The organism is Brevibacillus panacihumi W25 (assembly GCF_000503775.1).
In the GTDB taxonomy this organism is placed as follows: Bacteria; Bacillota; Bacilli; order Brevibacillales; family Brevibacillaceae; genus Brevibacillus; species Brevibacillus panacihumi_A.
Window position 1 is genome coordinate 290001 of the sequence record NZ_KI629787.1, and the last position, 23186, is coordinate 313186.

Sequence of the window (23186 nt, forward strand, 5' to 3'; positions counted from 1 at the left end):
GTTTACAAGACGAGTCGGCTTGTGGCATGGCTGCGCTTCTGGTACGATACTTGGAGTGCTGCTCCTACGATGTTGGAGGTTTTATGAAAGAAAATAAAAGTAGTGTCAAAAAAACTGTCGTTACCTTTCAGCAAGACGCTGCGTTTTTTGTGGAACGCGGGATGAAATGTTTACATCGATATGACTATGAAAAAGCGTTGCGTTCTTTTCGCCGAGCGATAGAGCTTGAGCCAACGAATGCCGAATGCCATTGTCATCTGGCTAGTGCATTGGCGGAGACCGGCAAATTCGAGATGTCGAATGAAGTGCTGGCTGAAGTGATTGAAAAGTGGGATCCTAGTTTAGTAGAAGTATATTTTTATATGGCCAACAACTACGCGAATCTGGAAGATTTCGAGATGGCAGAGGAAATGGCAATTCGCTATCTGCAAGAAGACGCCAACGGACCTTATCGGGAAGATGCAGAGGAATTGCTTGATTATATTTATTTTGAATTGGATATGCCGCCGCGCCATTTTCTCCCCAGTGAAAACGAGGACATCTACAGCAAGCATGAGAGAGCCCGTCGCAGTTTGGAAGAAGGGCGTTTTCTTGAAGCGTTGGATACGCTGAAGGAGATTGTTGAGACAGACCCATCCTTTTTACCGGCTTGGAACAACCTGTCCCTGGCATATTACTATGTAGGCGATTTTGAACTGGCATTGGATACCATCCAGAAGACCCTGGAGATGGAAAATGGCAATTTGCATGCCCTTTGCAACCTGGCAGTGCTGCTCTCCCACCAGAACCATACAGGTGAACTGCTCAAGCTGATGGACATGCTAAAAAAAGTCGTTCCGTTTCATCCGGAAAATACGTACAAGCTGGCGACCACCATGGGAGTTCTCGGACAGCACGAAGAGGCCTTCATGCACTACTATCGCATGCTGAGATCGGGAAAACCCCACGAAGCGTGCACCTACCACTACGCGGCGATCTCGGCTTATTTGAGCGGACGTAAGGATCAGGCGTTGCGCTGGTGGCAAAAGGCCAAGCAGCTCGATCCGGAGGCGGGGATCGCGGACCAGTATATTCAGATGGTAAAAAACGAGCAGGAAGGGGAAACTATAAAACCTATCCCCTACCAGTACAATCCGCCGCAACGCGAGGTATCCTGGGAAAATGCTTCTTTTACCGGAGTAGAGGACTTTAAGTCCGACCCGATGATTCGGGCATCCCTGCTGTGGGCTTTGCAGCACGGGCGCGATGAAGTGAAGGTAGCGGTTCTGCAAACTCTGTCCCTGATCGCTGACGATGAGGCAGAACAAGCGGTTCGTCAGTTTTACGAGCAGACGACTGATACCCAGCTACAAAAATTGGCTTTGCTGGCGCTAGTGGATATGGGAGCCACCTTGCCCTGCACCGCCCCGCCTGCGACGAAAAAGCGTCCAGCGGCTCGCAAAAGCCAGCAGGCCGAGGAATCCGTAGAAGAAGTCATCCACCGCCTGCTGCATGAGGCAGGCCAGCCGGAAGCGGCCAAATGGTGCCTGAACGCATGGCGTCAGTTCCAGCAGCAATCAACCGTTGAGGCAAGGCAAGTGCGTAAAACGGTAGCATGGGTTGCTGCGCTGGAATATGTATACGCAACTGTTACGAATCAAAAAGTGTCGCAGGCTTCTCTGGCAAAAAAATACGGCGTATCGGCAGCTACTGTGGCAAAGTGCGTCAAATTGATGTCTGCACTTGATTTTAAATAGATTATTACTTTATAATTAGTTTAAAGTAGATCTAATCATTGTTGTGTTTGAGAAGGAGGACGAGTCACATGAGCGATCAAAAAATTTATGACGTCATCATCGCCGGAGCCGGTCCAGCCGGAATGACGGCTGCTGTATATACATCTCGTGCCAACATGAGCACCTTGATGCTGGAGCGTGGAATTCCGGGCGGTCAAATGGCCAATACCGAAGAAATCGAAAACTACCCTGGCTTTGGTTCCATCCTGGGACCTGATCTGTCGACAAAAATGTTCGAGCATGCACAACAATTCGGTGCCGAGTACGCTTATGGCGAAATCAAAGAAGTTCGTGATGAAGAACCATACAAGCGTGTGATTGCGGGCGACAAGGAATACCTGGCGAAGTCCGTGATTATCGCGACAGGGGCTGAGCACCGACTCCTGGGAGCACCAGGCGAAAAAGAACTGTCCGGCCGTGGTGTCTCGTATTGTGCAGTGTGTGACGGCGCCTTTTTCCGCGGCAAAGAGCTGGTTGTCGTAGGCGGTGGAGACTCCGCGGTAGAAGAAGCTGTGTTCCTTACCCGCTTTGCTTCCAAAGTTACGATCGTACACCGTCGCGATCAGTTCCGCGCACAGAAAATCCTGCAAAAACGCGCGATGGAGAACGAGAAAATCTCCGTGATCTGGGACACCCAGGTAAAAGAAATCCGCGGCGAAGGCAAAGTGCAGTCTGTTCTGCTCGAAAACGTCAAAACAAATGAGCAAAGCGAATTGGCTACTGACGGTGTCTTCATCTACGTCGGGATGGATCCGCTGACAGAGGCCGTCCGCAATCTGGGCATCACCAATGAAGCTGGTTACATTTTGACAGATGAAAAAATGAAAACCAAAGTAAAAGGCGTTTTCGCCGCAGGTGACGTTCGTGAAAAAATGCTGCGTCAAGTCGTTACCGCAACAGGCGACGGATCGATTGCCGCTCAATCCGCTCAGCATTATGTAGAAGAATTGAACGAAAAGCTGCAGGAACAAAATGTCACAATCTCTTAACTTGGTTGTAACATAAGTGAAATATTTGAGGGGTAAGATAAAGACAATGAATTAACCCCCTTATCTATATAAACCTGATTGGCGTGGCTGAAGTGTAAGCCACGTCTCTTTTTTTCCAAAAACGGCATCATCAGGAGAGAAACGCAAAAGGATGCGAAAAAGCCGATTGATATGGTATGCTATTGTCAGAATCGTAGGAGGCGAGTTGCGTGACTGAAATGGGAAAAGACAAGGCTATTAACTTGCTCATCATCACAGGGATGTCCGGGGCGGGGAAAACAGTAGCTGTACAAAGCCTGGAGGACCTGGGTTTCTTTTGTGTAGACAACCTGCCGCCAGTGCTGATTCCCAAATTTGCCGAAATGGTACTGCAATCTGGCGGAAGCATCGAGAGGGTTGCTCTGGTCATCGATCTTCGCGGTCGGGAGTTTTTTGAAGACCTCTCCCAAACAATCGATCGGCTGAATGAAATGGACAGACTGTCCTTCCATATCTTGTACCTGGATGCAAGTGATCAGACGCTCGTTTCCCGCTATAAGGAAACACGCCGACGCCATCCGCTCTCATCGAACGGTTCTCCTCTGGAAGGCATTCATGCTGAGCGCCGCCTGTTGCAAGAGATGAAGGGCTGGGCGCATCAGATTATCGATACCAGTCAAATGAAACCCGCACAGCTTCGGGAGAAAATAATCAGTCAGTACGGACAGCAAGGATCGCCGCTGACCATCAATTTGCAATCGTTCGGCTTCAAGTACGGTTCACCAATTGATGCTGACTTGATGTTTGACGTGCGTTTTCTGCCTAATCCGCACTACGTGGACGAACTGCGTCCCAAAACCGGGAAGGATCAGGATGTGTCGGACTACGTAATGAATCAAAAAGACACCAAAGAATTCATCGAAAAGCTGACTGATTTTCTGGCATACACCTTGCCGCATTATCAGCGAGAAGGCAAGAGCCAATTGGTGATCGGCATTGGCTGTACAGGAGGAAAGCATCGATCGGTCGCCATCGTGGAGCATTTGGCGAGAACCTTTGGACAGGACTTCACGGTTCGGACCAGCCACCGTGACATCGAAAAGAGCAAGTAAGCATATGAATGGTAGGAAATCATGGATTTGGTTCGGATAAAGGGTCAGCTGTAAAAGAGGGATAATGGGGTGACATATGCCGACGAAGGGAATGGGGAGGCCGCAGCGAAAGGAAATGCGGATTGTCGTCATCGGCGGGGGAACAGGGTTGTCCGTACTTCTGCGCGGTTTAAAGTACGAGCCGGTTCATATCACCGCGATCGTGACTGTCGCTGATGACGGTGGAAGCTCCGGTCGTTTGCGTGCGGAGATGGATATGCCGCCGCCGGGGGATATCCGCAACGTCTTGACGGCGTTGGCGGATACGGAGCCATTGATGGAGAAAGTAATGCAATACCGCTTTTCGGCAGGGACCGGATTAGCCGGGCATAATTTGGGAAATCTACTACTTGCAGCAATGAACGAGATTACAGGTGATTTTGTTACCGCTGTCAAGGCCCTGAGCGGCGTTTTGGCGGTACGCGGGGATGTGTTGCCTGCGTCTACGCAATCCATTCAGCTCGTCGCAGAGATGACAGATGGAGCGCTCGTTGCGGGAGAATCGCAAATTCCCTTGGCGGGGAAAAAAATCAAGCGCGTGTTTCTGGAGCCTTCTGATGCTGCTCCGTTGAACGAAGCCCTGCTTGCGATTGCGGATGCGGATGCGATCCTGATTGGTCCAGGCAGTCTTTACACCAGCATTATACCGAATCTGCTGGTGCGTGGACTGTTTTCTGCTGTCAGCCGCTCGACGGCCCCGAAGATCTATATTTGCAATGTCATGACACAACCTGGTGAAACGGATGGATTTGCGGCTTCCCACCATGTTCAAGCCATGTATCAGCACGTGGGAGAAGCCTTTTTGGATACAATAATTGTGAATTCAGCGAAATTGCCTCTTCATGTATTGGAGAAATATGCGGAAAAGGGAGCCAAACCGGTCCGTTGCGACCTGAAGCAGCTGCGCCAACTGGGCTTGCAAATCGTGGCGAAACCATTGGTTACGTTTGAGGATGGCTATCTGAGGCATGATGCTCATGCAGTGAGCAGGCAGGTCGTTTCCCTTCTCAAGCGCAGGCGAAGGAGCTGAAGAGAGTAGAAGGAGTGGGTGTCCATGTCATTCGCCGCGCATACCAAAAAGGAATTGACGATGCAGGAGGCCGGCGATTGCTGCAGCAAAGCAGAGTTATCCGCATTGATTCGGATGAACGGGAGCCTGCAGTTCGGCTCAGGTCGGCTCATACTGGATGTGACGACGGAAAATGCGGCGATTGCCAGAAGGATCTATACATTGATCAAGCGGCTCTTTAGCATCCATGCTGAGCTTCTGGTCCGTAAAAAAATGCGCCTGAAAAAAAACAACGTCTACATCGTACGAATTCCACACAAGGCGAATGAGGTCTTGCAGGATTTGGGCATCATGGATCAGAGCATGTCGTTTATTCCGGGGATTGCACCGGAAGTGGTGAAGAAATCATGCTGCCGTGCTGCCTATCTGCGCGGAGCATTTTTGGCCGGCGGATCTGTCAATCATCCCGAGGCCTCCAGCTATCATTTGGAGATCTTCACTTCCTACCAGGATTTTTGTGAAGCTTTGACCAAGATGGCGAATCGCTATAAATTGAATGCAAAGTGCATTGAACGAAAAAAAGGTTATGTGCTCTACATCAAAGAAGGTGAGAAGATCACCGAGTTTCTCAGTCTGATTGGTGCGCACCAGGCCTTGCTGTACTTCGAGGATGTGCGCATCGTCAAGGACATGCGCAACTCTGTAAACCGCCTGCACAACTGCGAAATCGCCAACATCAACAAGACGGTGAACGCGGCAACGCGCCAAATGGAGAACATCCAGCTCATCGATCAGGAGATGGGGTTGGAGAATTTGCCCAAGCGCCTGCGGGAAGTGGCAGAGCTTCGACTGATCCACCCGGATATCAATTTAAAAGAGTTGGGAGAAATGATCCCAAGTGGAGTTGTCAGCAAGTCGGGAGTGAATCATCGCCTGCGAAAAATTAACGAAATCGCTGACAAATTACGAGAAAAACAAAATGTTTCTCTCTAAAACCGTGCTATACTATAGGATAATGATTCTTTCGCGTAAGGAGGTCTATAGATGGTTCAGCAGCAAGTAACGGTCAAGTTGAAAACCGGTTTGCAAGCGCGTCCGGCCGCTTTCTTCGTACAAGAGGCCAATCGTTTTGCAGCCGAGGTATTCGTTGAAAAAGACAACAAGAAAGTAAACGCCAAAAGCATCATGGGAATCATGAGCCTCGCCATCAGTTCTGGAACGGATATTACGATTAGTGCAGAAGGGCCAGATGCAGGTCAGGCTGTTTCAAGCCTTACCCAACTGGTTAGCAAAGAAGAATAGGCAACAAGCAAGGACAAAGACACTTTCCCCGCTGGAAGGTGTTTTTTCATTACATGATTTTACGTTCATCAGGGCATTGCTAAACCGTGCAGGGAAAAAACTCGACCGATCAGGAAAGGGGGAGCAACGCATGATTGAACGTGATTCAATCTATGAGGGCCGCGACGCCTATGACATGGATATCGATCGGATGGTCAACGAAGGGCTGGGAGGAGGCCAAGTGACCGAGCAGAACGGCTTAATCGAGGAGACATCTGTGGACACATTGGCCGGTGCGACATCAGAAGAGCAGGCCCTTTATGACGATGAACAGATGACGTAGGCATCAGCATGCAAGCCGAATAAAGCCGAGCAGGGGGAAGTGAGGACCTATTCCCTCGTCTGCTCGGCTTTTTATGTATCAAAAAACACCCGCTTCGCCACGGGTGTTCTTTTCATTTCCGTATAGCTTTATTTTTTGGCTGCCGCTTCGGAAGAGATCACCTTGTCGATCAAGCCATACTCCAGTGCTTCAGCAGCTGAAAGGAAGTTGTCGCGGTCAGTGTCCTTCTGGATGCGCTCCAGCGGTTGACCGGTACGCTCTGACAGGATTTGGTTCAGCTTGTCACGCATTTTCAGAATGCGTTTGGCCGCAATCTCGATATCGCTCGCCTGACCTTGAGCGCCACCGAGCGGCTGGTGAATCATGACTTCGCTGTTCGGCAGAGCAAAACGTTTACCCTTCGCCCCTGCAGCAAGCAGGAACGCTCCCATGGAAGCAGCCATACCGATGCAAATCGTCGATACATCCGGTTTGATAAAGTTCATGGTATCGTAAATCGCCATGCCTGCTGTAATGGAACCGCCAGGGCTGTTGATATAGAGGTGAATGTCTTTATCAGGGTCTTCTGCCTGAAGGAACAACAACTGGGCAACTACGATATTGGCTACCGTATCATTGATGGGAGTTCCCAAAAAGATAATTCTATCTTTAAGCAGGCGCGAATAAATATCATACGCACGTTCACCACGGTTGGTCTGTTCAATGACGGTTGGAATCAAATTCATGTGCATCTAGTTCTCCTCCTCTCTTTGTAAGAATATCATACAGCAAAAGGTCAGTAAAGGTCAAACATTTATGTATGGGTCCTCTCTACCATGATTGCCAGTTGTCATCACCTTAAACCTGGCGCGGGAAAAACGCTGTGTGCGTCTACTTTTCCTTTGTTTCATCCACTTCCTTCAGTTCGACGCTCAGGCGCAGGGTGGCGGCCATTTTTTTACCTTTGATGATGGTATACTCCTCAATCTGGTTCATCTGCAGCTGCTGGATGGCTTCACCCAAAGCAGTTTCATCCTGATAGGGCTGAATCGTCAACAGACATTCCTCGTCGCTTGCCTCCTGATAGATCAAATAAAAACGTTCTCCGGCGATGGTCAACACCTCCTTGTAAAGTTATCCACAAAATTATCCACAGCTTGTGCACAAAAACATTTGTTCGCGGAATAGACGGGGAAAAACCTTCATGAGTAAAATGTTAGAAAATAAAGGAGGAAAAATCAAACTTTAAGCGTATGTTACATTATTGGATAGTATTTCTATTATAAGAAGGAGTGTATCAAATGCTTCGTAAAGTTCCAGCAATGCTGCTGACGGCTGCTCTTTTGACAGGCAGCGTGTCAGCAACAGCGGCTTTTGCCGAGACAGCACCAGTGCAACAGCAAAAAATCAATGTAACCCTGAATGAAAGACCACTAGCTTTCCCACAAGACGTCGTAACGGAAAACGGAGTGGCTTATGTAAACGCGAGTACCCTCGCCATCGCACTCGGCGGAACTGCAGCATGGGACAGCATGATCAAATCCGTGTTGATCGCCAAAGACAATAACTACGCTTTGCGCATGTATGAAAACAGCACTTTTGCCTACAAGAACGGCAAGGAAATCCGAGTTCCTGCTCCGCCTCGTACGACTACCGGCGCTGTTCTGGTGCCACTCGTATACGTAGCGCAAGAATTGGGTGCTGAGGTTACCTATGACGAGAAAACGCTCACGTACAACCTCCAGATTGAAATTGTGAAATAGGTGCTTCGCCATCATTTCGTAAATACTTGACGTCTTAGATTCAGGACCACTTCTATTGCAGAGGTGGTCATTTTTGTCTCGGTGGTTTCATTTTTTGTTCAATATAATAATGGAAAAAATATTTAGGTGAAAAACCATATTTTCTATTGCAAATTTTCTCATTTGTCTTACAATAGGTTACAGTTTCGATCGTTTTTATCCTTTGTCTGCAAAGGAAAAGGGGGAAGAATGGCTATGAAAAAACAGAAAACATTGTCAATTCTAGCAGCAGCCTTTACAGTCAGTGCCCTTTTGGCAGGTTGTGCTGGAGGAGGCGGCGGCACGGGTACGCAGCAATCGGGCGGTGAAACGCCAGCGCAAAATTCGGGCAGCGGCGGAGGCGGCGGAGGCGGTGCTACTGAGAAGCTGGTCATTGCAGTCGTAGGGCCGATGTCCGGACAATACTCTGATTATGGAAGCACTGCCAAGGCGGGCGCAGAATACGCCCTGAAGGAAAAGCAGGAAGCTTTCAAACAGCTTGGATTCGACGTGCAATTGTCCTCACAGGATGACCAGGCAGACCCGAAACAAGGGGTAGCGGTCGCACAGATGCTGATCTCCAATCCTGATGTTATCGGTGTAGTTGGACATGCTACGACAGGTGCTTCTGTCACAGCAGCAGCGCAATACGATCAGGAGAAGCTGGTCATGGTATCTCCATCTGCGACTGGTTCCGACCTGACCGAGCAAGGCAAGAAGATCGTGCACCGTATCTGCGCGCGCGATGACCAACAAGGCTCCAAAGCAGCTATCTATGCGAAGAATTCGCTGAACGTCAAGAACGCTTTTATCATGCATGACAAGCAGGCGTACGGCCAGGGCTTGGCAGATGAGGTGAAAAAGCAGTTCGAGAAGGATGGCGTACAAATCCTGGGCTATGAAGGGGTAACAGCAGGGGAGAAGGATTACGGCGCTGTATTGAACCAAATCCTCGCTACCAAGCCGGAAATGATCTACTTCGGCGGATACTACTCTGATGCTGGAATCATCGTCAAGCAAGCTCGTGAAAAAGGCTTCACCGGCATCTTCATGGGTGGGGACGGCTACGACTCTGCGGACCTGGTGAAAATCGCAGGTGCAGAAAATTCCAACAACGTCGTCTTTACGTCTACTGTAGGAGACGTAGGGGCTACGGAAGAGGGCAAAAAGTGGATTGCTGATTTTGAATCGGCGACCGGAAACAAGGTCGGTATCTTCACTTCCTTCGGTTATGACTCCATGGGCGTTATGCTGCATGGTCTGGAAGAAGCGATCAAGGCCAATGGCGGCAAAAAGCCAACACGTGAGCAAGTACTGGAAGCCGTACACAACATCAAGGACTACAAAGGCAAATTTGTGAATGTAACCTTTAATGAAAAAGGGGACAACGAATTCGCTTCTGTCTATGTCTATAAATATGAGAACGGTCAAAAGGTGTACATCGGCGAAGCGAAATAACAAGGAATCACATTTGAAAAAGCAAAACCCTGGGGATGGATGCTCCAGGGTTTTGTCTTGGATCACATAGTAGGGAAGTCAGATGCCTTGCTTGCTGGGGAGTCTTTTTTCCGGATGGCCGTAGCCTTGGTGTTTTCTGCTGCGCAGGTTTTTGACCTGGGCTTCATGAATTTTGGCGACAAATTCGCTTGTGCTCATTTTGGTAAAATCCATTTTGCACCTCCAAAGGAATCGGCATATGGAGAGTAGGATGCCCAATGATGGCGAATGGCAGTCAAGAATTCACTATTTTGGAATAACACTCTCGGTCGGACAGTGTCGAAATCAGCTATAATAGGGGGAGCAAGGTAGAACGAAAATGGAGGTAGGAATGATGACACCCGGATTTATTGCCGCATTGGTCATTGTATGCCTATTGATCATATGGGTCAGCATTTGGGTCACGAACAAAGCGTACAGCCGCAAACCAGACACTATTGATCCCGTCAAACCGATCCAATCCAAAAATGATGTAGAGTCGTAGCGAAACCTGCCAAGAGCCGAAAAGGGCTCCAAGCAGGTTTTGCTTGTTTTTGCACCTGTCCCCTTACTGCAAATGGGAGCGCATGGAACTGGTCAATTGAAAGGTGAGACGCCCCATCTCTTCCGGCGATTGTGCGAAGCGGTTCAGCGTCCATTCGATCAGCAAGACGTGGAGAGTAGAAGAGAACGAGCGCTGGGCGTAGTAGTGCAGACTGCTCTGCTGCTGCTTCTCTTCATCAGGAAGGTGCACGCGGAACAACGCCTGGATAAAATGATCCAGGCTGCGAAAGATGATCTGCCTGATTTTCCGGTCATAGCTGCAGATATTCGCGACCAGTGACGCAGGGACCTGATCCTGCCAGGTATGGAATAGCGAGACGAACATCTTTTCACTGAGAATGTCCTGATCGTCCCACAGGCTGCGAAATTGGGCGAATTGCCTACTGAGAAAATCAAACAGAATGTCATCCTTATCCTGATAATTGCGGTAAAACGTCTGTCTGGCGAGACCCGCACGGCGAGCGATATCGGTAATGGAAATATCGGAGTACACCTGATGTTCCATCAGCTGCAAGAGGGCAAGGATAATCCATTCTTTTGATTGCTGCGATCGTGAACCTGCATACACTGTCAAACGTGACACATCCTTGGTTTTGTCTATTTTGGCTGCAAATAAAGGGAAAGGAATTGAAAAGACGCAAAAAAAGGTTTAGTGTTACAATTGTAACATTTGAGTAGACCCATGCGCACGGGGCTTATTTTTTTCACATTTTTTAAATGATAATGATACTCATTGTTATCTAGATCGGTATTTGGAGGAGAGAATCGGATGATACGCAAGGGGAAAATATGGATGTCGCTCGCATTGATTATGACCGTATTGGCAACAGGCTGCGGGGGCGGCTCGCAGCCTTCGGTACAACAGCAACAGACCGCACAGGCTGAAAGCGCTGCGCAGCCGACGGGAGAGGAGACGCGAATCGTCCCGCACGCGATGGGTGAAACCGTCATTCCAGGAACGCCGCAGCGAATCGTCGTCCTGACTACGCAGGGCACGGAAAGTTTGCTCGCGCTCGGCATCAAGCCGGTGGGAGCCGTCAAGTCGTGGATTGGCGATCCGTGGTTTGATCACATCAAGGATCAGATGGACGGCGTAGAAGTGATTGGGGACGAGGTCCAGCCCAATGTGGAATTGATCGCGAGTCTGAAGCCGGATCTGATCTTGGGTACGAAGGTTCGCCAAGAGAAAATCTACAGCCAGCTCTCCGCGATCGCGCCGACGGTGTTCACCGAAAATCTGGGCGACAGTATGATCGATAATTTTTCCTTGTATGCAAAAGCATTGAATCGTGAGGAAGACGGCAAAAAGGTGCTCGAGGAATTTGAGAAAACCATCGCGGAAGCCAAAAACAAATTGGGAGACAAAACGAAGCTTGAAATCTCTCTGGCCCGTTTTCAAGCCGGCAAAGTAAGAGTGTATTACAAAAATAATTTCGCAGGGGTCATCCTGGAGAAGATGGGCTTTGCCAGACCTGAAGCGCAGAACAAAGATGAATTCACCAAGGATCTCGCCAAGGAACAAATGGCTGAGCTGGATGGCGATATTTTCTTCTACTTCGCTTCTGACCGGGAAGGAGACAACGGAGCCACGAAAACCGCCCAGGAATGGTTGGACGATCCGCTCGCTCGGAATTTGAAGGTGAAGAAAAATGGACATGTCTACCAGGTCAACGAAGCGATTTGGAACTCCGCAGGGGGAATCATCGCAGCTGAATTGCTGGTGAAGGACATCGAGAAGATTGTATCCGAAGTCCAGCCGTAATCTGAAAGGTGCGGCGTCCTCAATCCGCGGGTTGGGGACTGTTCACCTCCGATGCTCATAACGAAAAGAAGCGACCCCTCGCTTCGCAAGAGATCGCTTCTATTACGTGTTTTATGATGGTACGCCTGAAGGGAATCGAACCCCCGCACATGGTTCCGGAGACCATTCGGCGGATTGTACTCGTTATAATCTAACGTAAACCTCACGTCATTACTGGATTCGTCCGTTGCCCTATACGGTAAATCAACGTCAAAATGGCGTTTTGCGAACGTGGTCGCCTCCGTTAGAGGGAACGCGGACAAGCCATATTATAGCGGTTATGGCAGCGATAAACAAGCGTTCGACTACGCTTTAGTCCGACAAAGCGCGCGAGCATACGCCACCGCGACCGGGTGCGGAACCACGCGTTGTTATTACGATTTAACGCGATAAAGTGCAGTCGGTCTAACGTTGAGCGACCGCACGATTCCGCACGAATAGCGCGATTTCATCCGCTGGACGCTCCCGGCGCGGAAGGCCTCCGAAATCTCAGGGGGGTCCGCTGCATAACGGGTGCATAAACGGTCGGGAAATAAATCCGGTCAAATCGCGCTAACCCGCGTCCTTATCACGTTTGTATAAACGGTGCATAAACGATAATTATCCACACCACGCAGGAACCGCGCCGTTATCACGTTTTGGAGCGCGAGCTGAGTCCGAGTAGAACTCTTCCGTAAACTGGGAATGGTTATCAATTGCATAACGGAACGATTCCGATTTACCCCCCATGCGGGTACCCTCGAACCCCTCCGCCTGGTAGTTACACCTCGCGCGAATCAATTTTTACCTCGGGGTCCGGCCGCGTTTATCCCGTGGTATAATTAGGTAAAAACGGAAGGTGTACGCTATGAAACGGTCACTATTCATACTCGCGATCCTCACGTTACTGGCGGGCTGCAGCGATCAGCCGCCGGAATCCTCCGTCACTAGTACGGAAGTAAAAACGGTAGAGCCGTCACCACCTGCGGTAGCTCCGGAAGCACCTACGGAAACGCCCGCCACTTCGGAGTTCTCCGTTAAATCGATCGCAGGTAAGTCGGAGGCTGACGTAACGGCAATGTTCCGCGTGCCTTACGCGACAGAAACCGGCGAGTGGACGCTATTGTCTACGGAAGAGAAGACGCCATTTGTGCGCAACGATTACGAAACACCGGTCGGTGCGGTATCCGTCATGTTTATCGAAGGAATCGCGGCCAGGATCGAGGTTAAGCCGACGACGGCGCTAAAATATCCGGACGACGCAATCAAGGCGATGCAGGCGGTAGGGCTGGCGGTAGAGGACGGGAAGGCTCCGGAAAGGGAGAATCCGCTCTATCTCGATTACGGGAGCCTGGGCGGGCTCTACAACGTGCGTGTGGTGAAGGATCAGGAAGGCAACCCGGAGAATATCGGGTACGTGAAGATTGTAACGGATGATAGGTATAAGTAATGTGAGCATAAGAAAAGCGCTTCCCGCATGGATGGGAGCGCTTATTTTCGTTTTATCCAGTCGCCGGGTTCGATGTCCAGCGCGTTACTTATCTTTTCGATCAGGTCAACCGGAACTCGTTTGATCTCATTATTGCAGATGTCGTAAAGTGTGCCCTCGCGAATCTCGTTCTCTTGTGCAAATTGGCGTTCGGACATACCACGTTCAGCAAGGATTTCCCGTAATAGAAAGCGGATTGACACTTTAACTCACCTCTCTAAAATTATAGCACAAAATTTATCAAATGTGGGGTTGACTTCACTACGAATAGCGTAGTACACTACGTTTAAAGTTGTACTACGCAAAACGAAGTGACAAGGAGGTAATCTAATGAAACCCGCAAGCACATGGACAAGCCACGTCACGCTATTCGCGGAAGCACTCGTATCCATCGGCGCGATAATCGAGCTCGTCGGAAGGGTGACGCAGGTATGACGCTTCGCGCCCTGTCCACGCTGACCACCGTCGACGCCATCGCCTATTACACGCGCCAGGTATCGGACACATTCGCGATCCGCCCCGGAACTCCCGGCCGTACCGAACGGCTGGCGGAGCTGTACGAGTGGAAGCGCGCCCTTCACGAGCGGATTGAACGCGAACGAGCGGAGAGGGGGACCGGCCTATGACGCAGTTCCCGCGAATCAAGCTCCGCCTGTCCGACGATTTCGAGCGCAAGTTCGGGCCAGAGCGCTTTCCTGGCTACCTGATCGAGCCGAGGATCGCGGCTTACCTCGTTGACGGCGAGGAGCTCGCGTTCCTAACCGTTGCCCCGACGGACGAGCCCGGCCTCTATATCGCCACGTCCGGCCATGCATACGGAGGGCTGACGGAGGACCCGGAGGACATCGCCCGCGTGGTGGACATGCTCCGCAATATGAGCGCCTGGGCGTTTTGGGAGCGGTTCTTCCTGCGGACGGGCGCCGCTGCCGATTTTGATTTCGTATGGTTGTTGCGCGATGAACCGTGAGGGGAGCGTATGACCGCTAATAATAAACGGAACATTCCGAAAAAAGGAGAGGACAAGCTATGCCATTTATCGTTTATGACTTTTCCGAGGAGATCCCAGTAAAGCCCCGTAGAAAGCGCGGTACTTCCGTGCGAGATGCGCTGACGTTCGAAGTTGGTTGGAGAAAGACGGTCCTGGGTTGGGTGAACCTGCGCCTTGTCGACGGGATCGACAGGACCGTCGTGAACCTCGCGCCACATCATTTCATTGACTTCGTGCCAGAAGCGATGAGTGATGCGGTATCGGGCGTTGTCTACCTTTCCGCTGATCAGGTGGAGGAACTCGGCTTCACGCTTGTTCGCGAGGAGGTTATCGCATGAGCCGCCGCCGATCGTTGCGCCTCCACTTACGCCACTTGCTCGCATTAGTTACGACGGCCAACAAGCGGGAGGAGGTGTCGAGATGAAAGTAAGAATCTCCCCTGACGCATTATCACGAGCAATCGCGCTAACTGGCTACGATGAAGCTACTGCCATCGAGTACCTTAACGAAGGCTTTCGCCGGGCCATCCGTACGTCAGAGTTTGGTTACTCGTTTGACTGTTGGCAATTAACGGTCAAAAACGGAACAATCACGAGGTTTCGGAAGCATCGTGTCAAAGTCGGCGACATCTACGTAAGTACTCACGCCATCGAACGCGCAAACGAGCGCTTCCGTATTCCGAAGAAGGATGCGGCTGAGTGGTTAGCCGACCAACTGAACCGCGCCACCTTCGTAGCTGTTACGCAGGATGACAAGGGGAATCTCGGACGCACATACGCCACAGACGGCATTATCATCGGAATGGATATGCGCGAACAAGTGATTACTACAGTGTTTCCGGCACGCATCTCAAGCCTACCACTCTATAAACGAATAAAGTGGTTGACGCGTCTTGAGCTCCGTAAGGTTGAACTCAAGATCAAGATTGCGAAGGCTCTACGCCTACCTACGAACCATATCGAAGAAATGTCACGGGAGTTTAAGCGGATCGCCTATTCGCTGCCTGTTCACTCCAAAATCGCACGCTAATCGAGTCCTTACTTGTCCGATGATGTTCTGCGGCGGTGGACCGGTCGCAGAGCGGAGGGAAACGTCCGATGATTCGCCCGACATGCGCCAACATGCCGGAGAAGTCTTGCGCCAACAGGACCGCGAGGAGGGCAAATGTTGCGCACGTGCGCAAATCCGCGCCCCGATCCCTTTGCGGCGGCAACCGCTAGGGAACGGCTCCGCCGGGGCGGGGATCTTTTCACCAAACGGTGAAACCTTACGCATCCGACCGGCGGAGATCGCGCCAACGACTTTGACCGAGTGCCACCGGATGTGCGAAGCAAAACCGCAGACGTCTGCGGAAATCGGACTACGCGGCGGCAACCGAGATAGTCCGGCCGTGAGAACTTCCGTCGCGCCAAAGGCGGGAGGTCCGTCGGAGAGGGGCTGCGGTAATCGCGTCCCCTTTTCGCTTGTCTTGATATGTTATACGCAGGAACGTACGTTTGGTTTCGTGGATTCGAAAGTTTTTTTTTCGAAAAGTTGCGCGAGGATGACGAGGGCGGTCGGTAATATAAGTAAAGCCCCTGAGCGGGGAGTCCGCCAGAGGCCGAGGAAAACACAAAATAGTCCCAAAGACCTATGTAGAGTAATCTTGGGAAATGCGATAATAAATAGGATAGGGGAGAATATTCAAAAGAGTATAGTATCCCCATTTTGTTTTTCTTTTATCTTATCACTGAAATAGAGTCATGTCAAGCGCACCCGACACGGCTCGATCCGTACATGGCTCTACTTGACACTAACAATAACCATCTTTAAACAATAACCATCTTTAAACTAGATAAAAGATATCGCTCACTCTAGTTCGCGAGGTCATCAATAGATTAGATGCATCAAGTCACTAACCTCGGCGCGAAGAAATATACAGAGTGACAATATGTAACTCAGCGAAAGGGTGAGGGTGATGAATGTACAAGCCAAGCAGGAGTCCGCGCTCTCCAACGACCTACAGGTAATCACAGCAGAAATCAACACCTATAAGAGGATCGCGGGAGAATCTATCTTCGAGATCGGCCGGAGACTAAAGCACGTAAAAGAGAATGACTTGGCGCATGGGGAGTGGGAAAAGTGGTGTCGACAGGACTTGGGATTCACTCCACAGCACGCTAACAAATTTATTAGGGTATATGAAAGGTTTGGAAAACGAACGTCGACATTCGGTTTGGCGTTGGATTTACTAGCCCTACTCGTGAACGATACAGACGAGTTTGTATCCGCCACGCACACAATCCCGTCAACCGGCGAAACCAAAACGGTCGACGAGATGACCGTCCGCGACTATGAGCACCAACTCCGTATGGAAATCAGCGAGAACGAAAACCGCAAAGAGTTCACATTCAGTGAGAGAGTGGACTGGGCGCGAAGACTAGAGAGGGTAGAGAAAGAGAAGGCGCGGGAACGAATGGAGGCTGGTAAAGCAGTAGACCCTGTGCAAAATTTTGCCGAGGGTAGGTCAAGGGACATTGTTGCAGAGCAATCCGGACTGGGATCAGGCGAAAACTATCGCAAGGCCAAATACATCGCCGACCACGCCGCCCCCGAAATCATCGCGCAACTTGACGCGGAAGAAATCTCGATCCACCGCGCGTACCAAGAGACAAAGCGGAAACTAGCGGAAGCCGAGCGCAGGAAGTCGCGGAGAACATCGAGAGGCGCGGAGAGGCCGAGCCAGACCCAATCAAGAAAGCGAGGGGGAACGCTAGAAATCTTGTTGCCAGATGGCGACTTTTTGTGCTTTTCGTAGCCTATTGTAGGGGAGGAGTGTTTCCTCCACTCACGCGAACAAGGAGGAGATCCAATGACGATTACACCCGAAACCATCCGGATGATCCGACGCGCCCACGGCCTATCCCATCGGAAGATGGCGTTCGACATTGGCGTAAGTCACCGGATGGTCCAGCTCATGGAGGCGGGCAAGCGCGGTATTTCCGATAAGACGGCGCACGCGATAACGGAGGCCTACGGGCTCACACCGGAAAAGATGGCGCGGATCGAGGCGGCATATAACGAGTTCCTGGCGAGATGACTGCGGAAACCGGCGCATACTCCATCGGATGTAGCCGCAAATATCGGGTACACATCGGCTAACGCCGAGCGCTGTCCGGGGAAAACCGCCCCGACCATCGCCATCATCATCTTTTACCGCGTAATCATTTATATGTAACTTCTTCGCGAAGAAAGGGAAGGGGGCCGGAACGTAGCGTAGCGAAGTGATCGGCAGCAAGGAGGGGCGCTTTTCCCCGACGATGCCTGTACCTAGTTACGCAATTGACCTGCGTAAAAAATCGAAAAAACCCAGTATTGGCGCGGTTTCTACGCGTTGTTCCTTAAAGAAAGAAACCGGAAAAATACGGTCGGCCTTTGTGGAGTATGTCGCGTTAATCCTACTTTATTACTCGGATATGGAGGCGGTTGGGTGAGTAAAATTACGGTTGTCGATGCGATCATGGGTAGCGGTAAAACGTCGTGGGCGGTCCAGCATATGAACGAAGCGCCCGCTTCCAAGAAGTTCATTTACATTACCCCGTTCAATGACGAAGTAACCCGAATCAAGGAATCGGTGACGGGGCGGACATTCCGCAGCACTCATAATGAGGATTACGCCGGTAAAAAGATGCACGTACTCAAGTCGTGGATCGCGGACGGGGGGGACATTGTTTCCACTCACGCGCTATTCCAGAAAGCAGATGACGAGCTCATTGATCTTCTGACTGACGCAGGGTACACGCTCATTCTCGATGAGGTCATGGACGTAATTGACGTCGCGAATATCAGCCAGCAGGACATAAAAATTCTACTCGATGCCAAAAAGATCGGAGTCAACGAGGACAGACGCGTCGTTTGGGTTAGCGATGAGTACGTGGACGGGCGGTTCTACGACATCAAGCTCTTCGCCAAGGCCGGGACACTGTTCTATCATCGCGGAAAGTTTCTCATATGGACGTTCCCGCCGCGCATATTCGCTGCTTTTGACGAGGTAATCAACTTGACGTATTTGTTCGAGGCGCAAATCCAGCGCTACTATTACGATTTGCACGGTTTGGAGTACACAGTCAAATCCGTTAGAAAGTCCGGTGACAATTACGAGTTGGCAGATTACGATCCGTCGGTGGAGGGGCGCACCGAGATATTCAAGCTGATCGATCTGTACGAGGGCCCGCTCAATGACGTAGCTAAGCAGAAGAACGCGTTGAGCTCGACGTGGCTGGACAACGCGAAACCGGAACAAATGAAGACGCTAGCAAACAACACGTACAACTTTCTATACAACAGGTGCGGCGCGAAGGGGTTCGATGCGTTATGGACTACGAAAAAAGACAAGAAGACCCGACGTCCGAAAATCCGGGTGAGAAGCTACGCAGACTCATTTCTGCACCTTAACGCGCGAGCGACCAACGATTACGCCGACCGGTGGGCGCTGGCTTACGTATACAACCGGTACGCGCACCCGTTTGAGCGTGTCTTTTTCGAGGATCGCGGTATTTCCGTCAACCAGGACCTCCTCGCGGTTTCTGACCTGCTTCAATGGGTATGGCGGTCGCGTATCCGGAAAGGGCAACCGATCAAACTTTACTTGCCGTCGAGCCGAATGCGCTCGTTATTGAAAGCGTGGGCGAACTATGAAATTTAAGACGGACAAGCAGCCATACAAGGTCATCCACTCGCAAAAACTCGCCGGGTACCTGATGGCGCGCGGTTTTGTTCTCGTAGGAACGGAGCCGGACCGAAGGGGAAACGGTCGGAACGTATTCCTATTCCGAAAATCTGACGAATTAGAGCGCGCCGTCACTAAGTACAGCAGTAGCCGATCCCAATTCGAATGGAGCGATGTATCCCAATGCAAACAACCCTTTACCGATGGCCCGGCGAGGGCGCAATCGAGTACGCCCGCGAACAGCTCGCAGGACTAACGAGGGCGCAAGCGGCCGACCATACTCCGCGCCTACTGAAAGAGTTACCGGATGACAAGCGCGTCAAGCGGTGCGACTATTGCGGATATCCGTGGAGGGACGACAGCCTTCGGAATACGAAACGGACATGCAGCGAAGAGTGCAAAACGGGGATCAAGTCGTTCCAAAGGCGGAAGCAACGAGCGGACAAGGCCCTGCTGACAGGGAAAACGAAGAAACGAACTAAACGCGAGGAAAACTACATTTGGTGGTTGGAGTATCCTTTTTGGCTCAGTGAGTACGAAATGTTGAAACAATCCTGGAAATTTGAAAAGCCCATGGACGCAGAAAGGATGGCATATATTCGCGGCAATCAACAACTCTACGGCAACGGCAACCGGAGGAAAAAGGCACACAAGCCGGGGCAAGAAGATGACAAGGCAGCGCGAGACTTCAATCGGTGGACAATACGCAAGCTACGGGGCTGATTTTAAGTGGCGACAAAAAGGTATAGGTGAGAGGGACTAGCATTCGTGCGTAGTCCTTTTTTGCTTGAAAAAATTAGCGATAAAAAACGAGAGAAGGGGATGAGCGAATGTGGTTGTGAATCTCACGAAGGGCGACGTCATTGCTATTCGTTTGGCGTCCGATATGAACCAGCAGCAATTTGCGAAGCATATCGGAGTTTCACAAAGTTTTTTGTCGGACATAGAGAACGGAAGGCGTAGGGTGTCGCCATACTTCGTGTGGAAGTTGACGCGGAAAATCGACGCGAGTGATCCCGCCCTACAGGAGCGAATCCGCCGACTGTCGGTGGTTGCGGACTTCCGATGAACAACGCCCTTTGGCGCCTGGACCCGGACTATCTCGCTGCCTACACAGAGGATTCCGGAATCATGGCGCGTATCCGCCGCTACTACCCGGACGTTGAGCCAATGGCCCGCTACTACCGCGCCGGAAAACGGATCGCGGTCCAGTACCGTGTACCAAGCCGGAGGAAGCGGTCGATGCGCCGGATACTCGGCGTGGATGTTGTACGCGAATAGCCGGAAACTTGTACGCAAATAGGTATTTTTGGCGGTTATGAGGCGCGGGGATATGTACCCCTTCCCGTCTATCGGATGCCTCCGGAAACGAGGCGGAAATAGGGCGAAATTGCCGTTTTGCGTACCAAATACACACATAAAAAGGAGGCATCGAATGATAAACGTCTACCACTCAAACCGGCCAGTAGGAGATCTCATCTACGGCTACGTTTATGTGTACGAGGACGGCCGTTACGTTACTAGTTTTAATGGGTACGACCGATCAGGAGAAACCGACGAACTAGAAACCGCGCTTGCATGTTTCGAGGAAACGGGTGAGGTATTGGGAAAATTGGGTTACGGCGAAACCGCGATTACAATCGTTTCGAAGTTTTCCGATTATGGCTACGCAATCCTGACGGGCGCACCTTGGCCGGACGGAGAGGGTCAGGTCGAATGAAGCAGGCCCGCGCCCTACTAGCGGAGGCACAATGTCTCCACGCGCTCGTTACCGATGACGAACGGTTACGCAACGAGTTCCCTCGACAGTCCGGTATTATCGCGAACACTTTTCGCGACTACGAGGACGAGTTCCGCAAGCGCTGGCATAGCCTCAAACCGGCCAGGACGGAGCGCAGGACGGACGTCGCCGGTATGATGCCGCGCGCTTATTCCGTTGATTACGGGAGCCGGGAACGCCTACTATGCGCTCGTTACCTCTCTATCGCGCAGGACTTGCGGAACGCAACTCGTACACTGAACGGCGCGGTCAGGTACGAGAACGCGGGATCAATCGAGGTTAAGCGCGCCGAAATACGGGATGCGGTCCGGAAACTCTCCGGGCTTATTCGCGATGGCGTGGCGGGGCAGTCGGATGAGCAGATGCGGGCGGTAGAGTCGTTGATTTAGTACCAAAAAATTAAAACTTGGAGGAGATTCTATATGGCAAAAACAATTCAGAAAGTTCGTGAACACATTGACAAGGCTCGAATCGCCGAATCAATTACAACCTCAGAGGCATTGGAGCGAAAAAGAAAGGTCCAGGCGGAGATGAGCGAAATTATGCGGAATCGCGACCTGTCTGAGATCGGTCGCGCCAATGCCGTAAGTACGTTGAAACAAAAACACGGAATCGAATTTCTACAGGATGCGTACCAATTGAAACAGATTTACATGGCAGAGCTTAGAAAAGCCAAAGAAGGCGCCGACTCAATCGTTTACGCTAAACCCAAAAAACCTAATGCCGTAATGCTGGAGAGATTCGAAGACGAGTTAAAGGCCTTGAAAACTGAACTAATGCTGACTACTCGCGCAGATACGGCAAAACAGAAAGTCGAAGCGTTTATTCATAAGCATGTAAAGACAGCAGACGATAGATTTTTCGCGTTTCGCGTTCGTGATGAGTTTCAGACGATTGCCACACCTATCCTTGAGACAGCGGGTATAGAAAGTGCGAAGTACAGGTCAATCCTTGGCGAGATGTTTGAGCGACTAGATCAAATTTCGCTTAGTGACGAGGCGAAGGAAGCTAGACAAATTTTAGACCTTGCTGACGCAATGATGGAGCGTGGTACCCTGTTCTCGGGATTGGTGATCGAAAGCATGACAGATACTCTCGGAGGTGAATACGCTAGCTATTTGAACAAGCCGGAAGTATTTTTCGAGGACAAGCCAGAGTTGAAACCGGAGGATTACGTTCACCCGGAAGATACACCGCAGGCTAGGGCAGCCAGAGCAGCGGAGGAACGACGCGAAAAAGAGCAGCGTGAGTTTGCGGAGAGTTGGCGTTCTTTGAATGCGAAGATTGATCAATGGCGCCAAGAAAAAGAATCGGAGGAGAAACAATGAGAGTTCACACTGACGTAATCGCAACGTTTTCGGACATAAGAGCGCTGCCCTAAAGGGTGGCGCTTCTACTTTTATACGGGAGGCGACCGAATGGAAATCGCACTTTTACCGGCTATGTTCTTCGCGGGCATGTTCGCCGGTTTTCTTATGGCGTGTATCGTGGGCGTGACGTTGTGGAATCGAATGAGGGAGGGCGGATAAATGACGCTCGATATTAAAGCAAGGACGGAGGAACTACGGCAACGGATCGCGGCAGCACGGATTGCGGAGGGCAAGCCGCCGGAACCGCCGGAGAATTTCGTACCCGTTCCACTCGGCATCATCCTGACCGAAGAATTGGTGCCGTTCTATAAGATCGCGGTCAATTTTGCGGCCATTATCGCGTCGGGGACGTTGGTTCGCGTAGATACTTCGAAGCTGGAGAAGTACCGGGAGACGGCGAAACTGCTGCGAATGGGCGTCGGGTTCCACGCAAGGGGCATCGGAAGTACCGTAGATTGGTGCCTGCGGGAGATGGACGAGATTAACGAAGCCATTGACGAAGGTAAAGAGAGTGAGATTGACAAAACCTCCAAGATGCGCAGGTTTAGTTTCTTTTTGGAACACTTGAACAAGTCACCTTGGTCCGATACCTACGATTATAAAAGCACCGAGCCTCATCATTTTCGAGAAGCCAAAATAAAAGCGGAAGTTGAGCGATTGAAAAACAATCCGGACGCGTATCGAGCGGAGTTGGACGCCGCTTGGCGCCAGTACCGTGAGATCGAGCATTTAATTTAAGGAGTG

The 23186-nt window shown here is 50.9% G+C and carries 32 protein-coding genes and 1 tRNA gene; 27 read left to right on the plus strand and 6 right to left on the minus strand.

What is annotated here, in order from left to right:
- Nucleotides 1–83 precede the first annotated feature (83 nt).
- From T458_RS54820 to T458_RS0129570, 7 genes are all read left to right on the plus strand, one after another.
- Nucleotides 84–1736 carry a tetratricopeptide repeat protein gene (locus T458_RS54820; RefSeq protein ID WP_023555378.1) on the plus strand — a complete coding sequence of 551 codons (1653 nt, stop codon included), beginning with the start codon at nt 84–86 and terminating at the stop codon, nt 1734–1736.
- A 68-nt stretch (nt 1737–1804) separates the two neighbouring features.
- Nucleotides 1805–2764 carry a thioredoxin-disulfide reductase gene (gene trxB, locus T458_RS54825; protein ID WP_023555379.1) on the plus strand — a complete coding sequence of 320 codons (960 nt, stop codon included), beginning with the start codon at nt 1805–1807 and terminating at the stop codon, nt 2762–2764.
- A gap of 209 nt (nt 2765–2973) precedes the next feature.
- Nucleotides 2974–3855 carry an RNase adapter RapZ gene (rapZ, locus tag T458_RS54830; protein WP_023555380.1) on the plus strand — a complete coding sequence of 294 codons (882 nt, stop codon included), beginning with the start codon at nt 2974–2976 and terminating at the stop codon, nt 3853–3855.
- 76 nt (nt 3856–3931) lie between these two features.
- On the plus strand, nt 3932–4924 hold the full coding sequence (locus T458_RS54835) for a gluconeogenesis factor YvcK family protein (RefSeq protein ID WP_023555381.1): 993 nt from the start codon (nt 3932–3934) through the stop codon (nt 4922–4924).
- Between the two features lie 24 nt (nt 4925–4948).
- Nucleotides 4949–5896: a DNA-binding protein WhiA gene (gene whiA, locus T458_RS54840; RefSeq protein WP_023555382.1), complete on the plus strand. Its 948-nt coding sequence runs from the start codon at nt 4949–4951 to the stop codon at nt 5894–5896.
- Nucleotides 5897–5947: 51 nt separating this feature from the next.
- A complete protein-coding gene (locus T458_RS54845; RefSeq protein ID WP_023555383.1) occupies nt 5948–6205 on the plus strand; it encodes an HPr family phosphocarrier protein in 258 nt (85 codons plus the stop codon).
- Between the two features lie 130 nt (nt 6206–6335).
- A complete protein-coding gene (locus T458_RS0129570; RefSeq protein WP_031306333.1) occupies nt 6336–6527 on the plus strand; it encodes a hypothetical protein in 192 nt (63 codons plus the stop codon).
- 128 nt (nt 6528–6655) lie between these two features.
- Here the strand turns inward: T458_RS0129570 and clpP are convergent, their stop codons facing one another.
- Nucleotides 6656–7258 carry an ATP-dependent Clp endopeptidase proteolytic subunit ClpP gene (gene clpP / locus T458_RS54850; RefSeq protein ID WP_023555385.1) on the minus strand — a complete coding sequence of 201 codons (603 nt, stop codon included), beginning with the start codon at nt 7256–7258 and terminating at the stop codon, nt 6656–6658.
- 139 nt (nt 7259–7397) lie between these two features.
- The gene (locus T458_RS54855) at nt 7398–7625 is read right to left on the minus strand and encodes a hypothetical protein (protein WP_023555386.1); all 228 of its coding nucleotides are present in this window, start codon (nt 7623–7625) and stop codon (nt 7398–7400) included.
- Nucleotides 7626–7807: 182 nt separating this feature from the next.
- On the opposite strand from T458_RS54855, the gene T458_RS54860 reads away from it, so the two are divergent.
- A complete protein-coding gene (locus T458_RS54860; protein ID WP_023555387.1) occupies nt 7808–8269 on the plus strand; it encodes a copper amine oxidase N-terminal domain-containing protein in 462 nt (153 codons plus the stop codon).
- Between the two features lie 234 nt (nt 8270–8503).
- Nucleotides 8504–9745, plus strand: coding sequence for a branched-chain amino acid ABC transporter substrate-binding protein (locus tag T458_RS54865; protein ID WP_023555388.1), 1242 nt, complete (start codon nt 8504–8506; stop codon nt 9743–9745).
- Between the two features lie 78 nt (nt 9746–9823).
- Here the strand turns inward: T458_RS54865 and T458_RS56785 are convergent, their stop codons facing one another.
- Nucleotides 9824–9958, minus strand: coding sequence for a DUF4023 domain-containing protein (locus tag T458_RS56785; protein WP_023555389.1), 135 nt, complete (start codon nt 9956–9958; stop codon nt 9824–9826).
- Nucleotides 9959–10115: 157 nt separating this feature from the next.
- Here T458_RS56785 and T458_RS57410 point away from each other — a divergent pair, with 157 nt between their 5' ends.
- Nucleotides 10116–10268 carry a hypothetical protein gene (locus tag T458_RS57410; RefSeq protein WP_171819425.1) on the plus strand — a complete coding sequence of 51 codons (153 nt, stop codon included), beginning with the start codon at nt 10116–10118 and terminating at the stop codon, nt 10266–10268.
- Nucleotides 10269–10331: 63 nt separating this feature from the next.
- On the opposite strand, the gene T458_RS54870 is transcribed toward T458_RS57410, so the two are convergent.
- Nucleotides 10332–10895 (minus strand): TetR/AcrR family transcriptional regulator, encoded by a 564-nt coding sequence (locus T458_RS54870; RefSeq protein WP_252989896.1) that lies wholly within the window; start codon nt 10893–10895, stop codon nt 10332–10334.
- Between the two features lie 201 nt (nt 10896–11096).
- Between T458_RS54870 and T458_RS54875 the strand changes: the two genes are divergently transcribed.
- Nucleotides 11097–12089 (plus strand): ABC transporter substrate-binding protein, encoded by a 993-nt coding sequence (locus T458_RS54875; protein ID WP_023555392.1) that lies wholly within the window; start codon nt 11097–11099, stop codon nt 12087–12089.
- A 117-nt stretch (nt 12090–12206) separates the two neighbouring features.
- Here the strand turns inward: T458_RS54875 and T458_RS57415 are convergent.
- Nucleotides 12207–12273, minus strand: a tRNA-Arg gene (locus tag T458_RS57415).
- Between the two features lie 702 nt (nt 12274–12975).
- Here T458_RS57415 and T458_RS54880 point away from each other — a divergent pair.
- Nucleotides 12976–13557: a membrane lipoprotein lipid attachment site-containing protein gene (locus tag T458_RS54880; RefSeq protein ID WP_023555393.1), complete on the plus strand. Its 582-nt coding sequence runs from the start codon at nt 12976–12978 to the stop codon at nt 13555–13557.
- Nucleotides 13558–13598: 41 nt separating this feature from the next.
- Here T458_RS54880 and T458_RS54885 read toward each other — a convergent pair whose 3' ends face one another.
- Nucleotides 13599–13799, minus strand: a complete 201-nt coding sequence (locus tag T458_RS54885; protein WP_023555394.1) for a helix-turn-helix domain-containing protein — start codon at nt 13797–13799, stop codon at nt 13599–13601.
- Between the two features lie 228 nt (nt 13800–14027).
- On the opposite strand from T458_RS54885, the gene T458_RS54890 reads away from it, so the two are divergent.
- The 15 genes from T458_RS54890 to T458_RS54955 all read left to right on the plus strand — a co-directional run bounded on the left by T458_RS54890 (nt 14028) and on the right by T458_RS54955 (nt 23180).
- Nucleotides 14028–14222, plus strand: a complete 195-nt coding sequence (locus tag T458_RS54890) for a hypothetical protein (protein ID WP_023555396.1) — start codon at nt 14028–14030, stop codon at nt 14220–14222.
- Complete coding sequence (locus tag T458_RS54895; protein WP_023555397.1) at nt 14219–14563, plus strand: hypothetical protein; 345 nt, start codon at nt 14219–14221, stop codon at nt 14561–14563. The genes T458_RS54890 and T458_RS54895 overlap by 4 nt, the downstream gene beginning before the upstream one ends.
- 59 nt (nt 14564–14622) lie before the next feature.
- Nucleotides 14623–14922 carry a hypothetical protein gene (locus tag T458_RS54900; RefSeq protein ID WP_023555398.1) on the plus strand — a complete coding sequence of 100 codons (300 nt, stop codon included), beginning with the start codon at nt 14623–14625 and terminating at the stop codon, nt 14920–14922.
- On the plus strand, nt 14897–15613 hold the full coding sequence (locus T458_RS54905) for a hypothetical protein (RefSeq protein ID WP_144083920.1): 717 nt from the start codon (nt 14897–14899) through the stop codon (nt 15611–15613). The genes T458_RS54900 and T458_RS54905 overlap by 26 nt, the downstream gene beginning before the upstream one ends.
- Before the next feature lie 928 nt (nt 15614–16541).
- On the plus strand, nt 16542–17381 hold the full coding sequence (locus tag T458_RS56210) for a DUF3102 domain-containing protein (protein WP_051410149.1): 840 nt from the start codon (nt 16542–16544) through the stop codon (nt 17379–17381).
- A 54-nt stretch (nt 17382–17435) separates the two neighbouring features.
- Nucleotides 17436–17663, plus strand: coding sequence for a helix-turn-helix domain-containing protein (locus T458_RS54920; protein ID WP_023555402.1), 228 nt, complete (start codon nt 17436–17438; stop codon nt 17661–17663).
- Between the two features lie 390 nt (nt 17664–18053).
- The gene (locus T458_RS54925) at nt 18054–19268 is read left to right on the plus strand and encodes a hypothetical protein (RefSeq protein ID WP_023555404.1); all 1215 of its coding nucleotides are present in this window, start codon (nt 18054–18056) and stop codon (nt 19266–19268) included.
- The gene (locus T458_RS57990) at nt 19258–19548 is read left to right on the plus strand and encodes a DUF5659 domain-containing protein (RefSeq protein ID WP_354702701.1); all 291 of its coding nucleotides are present in this window, start codon (nt 19258–19260) and stop codon (nt 19546–19548) included. The genes T458_RS54925 and T458_RS57990 overlap by 11 nt, the downstream gene beginning before the upstream one ends.
- A complete protein-coding gene (locus T458_RS57045; protein ID WP_023555405.1) occupies nt 19476–20015 on the plus strand; it encodes a hypothetical protein in 540 nt (179 codons plus the stop codon). Before T458_RS57990 ends, T458_RS57045 begins: the two co-directional genes overlap by 73 nt.
- Before the next feature lie 115 nt (nt 20016–20130).
- On the plus strand, nt 20131–20361 hold the full coding sequence (locus T458_RS57995; RefSeq protein WP_354702706.1) for a helix-turn-helix domain-containing protein: 231 nt from the start codon (nt 20131–20133) through the stop codon (nt 20359–20361).
- Complete coding sequence (locus tag T458_RS54935; protein WP_023555407.1) at nt 20358–20573, plus strand: hypothetical protein; 216 nt, start codon at nt 20358–20360, stop codon at nt 20571–20573. The genes T458_RS57995 and T458_RS54935 overlap by 4 nt, the downstream gene beginning before the upstream one ends.
- A 154-nt stretch (nt 20574–20727) precedes the next feature.
- Nucleotides 20728–21012 (plus strand): hypothetical protein, encoded by a 285-nt coding sequence (locus T458_RS54940; protein WP_023555408.1) that lies wholly within the window; start codon nt 20728–20730, stop codon nt 21010–21012.
- The gene (locus T458_RS54945) at nt 21009–21461 is read left to right on the plus strand and encodes a hypothetical protein (protein ID WP_023555409.1); all 453 of its coding nucleotides are present in this window, start codon (nt 21009–21011) and stop codon (nt 21459–21461) included. The genes T458_RS54940 and T458_RS54945 overlap by 4 nt, the downstream gene beginning before the upstream one ends.
- A gap of 33 nt (nt 21462–21494) precedes the next feature.
- Nucleotides 21495–22400, plus strand: a complete 906-nt coding sequence (locus tag T458_RS54950) for a hypothetical protein (protein ID WP_023555410.1) — start codon at nt 21495–21497, stop codon at nt 22398–22400.
- A gap of 201 nt (nt 22401–22601) precedes the next feature.
- The gene (locus tag T458_RS54955; RefSeq protein ID WP_023555412.1) at nt 22602–23180 is read left to right on the plus strand and encodes a hypothetical protein; all 579 of its coding nucleotides are present in this window, start codon (nt 22602–22604) and stop codon (nt 23178–23180) included.
- Nucleotides 23181–23186 lie beyond the last annotated feature (6 nt).

Bases quoted from the DNA above. Each gene is read 5' to 3' on its own strand.
- T458_RS54820 (WP_023555378.1), top strand. From the start codon at position 84: ATGAAAGAAAATAAAAGTAGTGTCAAAAAAACTGTCGTTACCTTTCAG.
- trxB (WP_023555379.1), top strand. From the start codon at position 1,805: ATGAGCGATCAAAAAATTTATGACGTCATCATCGCCGGAGCCGGTCCA.
- T458_RS54835 (WP_023555381.1), top strand. From the start codon at position 3,932: ATGCCGACGAAGGGAATGGGGAGGCCGCAGCGAAAGGAAATGCGGATT.
- whiA (WP_023555382.1), top strand. From the start codon at position 4,949: ATGTCATTCGCCGCGCATACCAAAAAGGAATTGACGATGCAGGAGGCC.
- T458_RS54845 (WP_023555383.1), top strand. From the start codon at position 5,948: ATGGTTCAGCAGCAAGTAACGGTCAAGTTGAAAACCGGTTTGCAAGCG.
- T458_RS0129570 (WP_031306333.1), top strand. From the start codon at position 6,336: ATGATTGAACGTGATTCAATCTATGAGGGCCGCGACGCCTATGACATG.
- clpP (WP_023555385.1), bottom strand. From the start codon at position 7,258: ATGCACATGAATTTGATTCCAACCGTCATTGAACAGACCAACCGTGGT.
- T458_RS54860 (WP_023555387.1), top strand. From the start codon at position 7,808: ATGCTTCGTAAAGTTCCAGCAATGCTGCTGACGGCTGCTCTTTTGACA.
- T458_RS54865 (WP_023555388.1), top strand. From the start codon at position 8,504: ATGAAAAAACAGAAAACATTGTCAATTCTAGCAGCAGCCTTTACAGTC.
- T458_RS56785 (WP_023555389.1), bottom strand. From the start codon at position 9,958: ATGGATTTTACCAAAATGAGCACAAGCGAATTTGTCGCCAAAATTCAT.
- T458_RS57410 (WP_171819425.1), top strand. From the start codon at position 10,116: ATGATGACACCCGGATTTATTGCCGCATTGGTCATTGTATGCCTATTG.
- T458_RS54875 (WP_023555392.1), top strand. From the start codon at position 11,097: ATGATACGCAAGGGGAAAATATGGATGTCGCTCGCATTGATTATGACC.
- T458_RS54880 (WP_023555393.1), top strand. From the start codon at position 12,976: ATGAAACGGTCACTATTCATACTCGCGATCCTCACGTTACTGGCGGGC.
- T458_RS54890 (WP_023555396.1), top strand. From the start codon at position 14,028: ATGACGCTTCGCGCCCTGTCCACGCTGACCACCGTCGACGCCATCGCC.
- T458_RS54895 (WP_023555397.1), top strand. From the start codon at position 14,219: ATGACGCAGTTCCCGCGAATCAAGCTCCGCCTGTCCGACGATTTCGAG.
- T458_RS54900 (WP_023555398.1), top strand. From the start codon at position 14,623: ATGCCATTTATCGTTTATGACTTTTCCGAGGAGATCCCAGTAAAGCCC.
- T458_RS56210 (WP_051410149.1), top strand. From the start codon at position 16,542: ATGAATGTACAAGCCAAGCAGGAGTCCGCGCTCTCCAACGACCTACAG.
- T458_RS54920 (WP_023555402.1), top strand. From the start codon at position 17,436: ATGACGATTACACCCGAAACCATCCGGATGATCCGACGCGCCCACGGC.
- T458_RS57990 (WP_354702701.1), top strand. From the start codon at position 19,258: ATGAAATTTAAGACGGACAAGCAGCCATACAAGGTCATCCACTCGCAA.
- T458_RS57045 (WP_023555405.1), top strand. From the start codon at position 19,476: ATGCAAACAACCCTTTACCGATGGCCCGGCGAGGGCGCAATCGAGTAC.
- T458_RS54935 (WP_023555407.1), top strand. From the start codon at position 20,358: ATGAACAACGCCCTTTGGCGCCTGGACCCGGACTATCTCGCTGCCTAC.
- T458_RS54940 (WP_023555408.1), top strand. From the start codon at position 20,728: ATGATAAACGTCTACCACTCAAACCGGCCAGTAGGAGATCTCATCTAC.
- T458_RS54945 (WP_023555409.1), top strand. From the start codon at position 21,009: ATGAAGCAGGCCCGCGCCCTACTAGCGGAGGCACAATGTCTCCACGCG.
- T458_RS54950 (WP_023555410.1), top strand. From the start codon at position 21,495: ATGGCAAAAACAATTCAGAAAGTTCGTGAACACATTGACAAGGCTCGA.
- T458_RS54955 (WP_023555412.1), top strand. From the start codon at position 22,602: ATGACGCTCGATATTAAAGCAAGGACGGAGGAACTACGGCAACGGATC.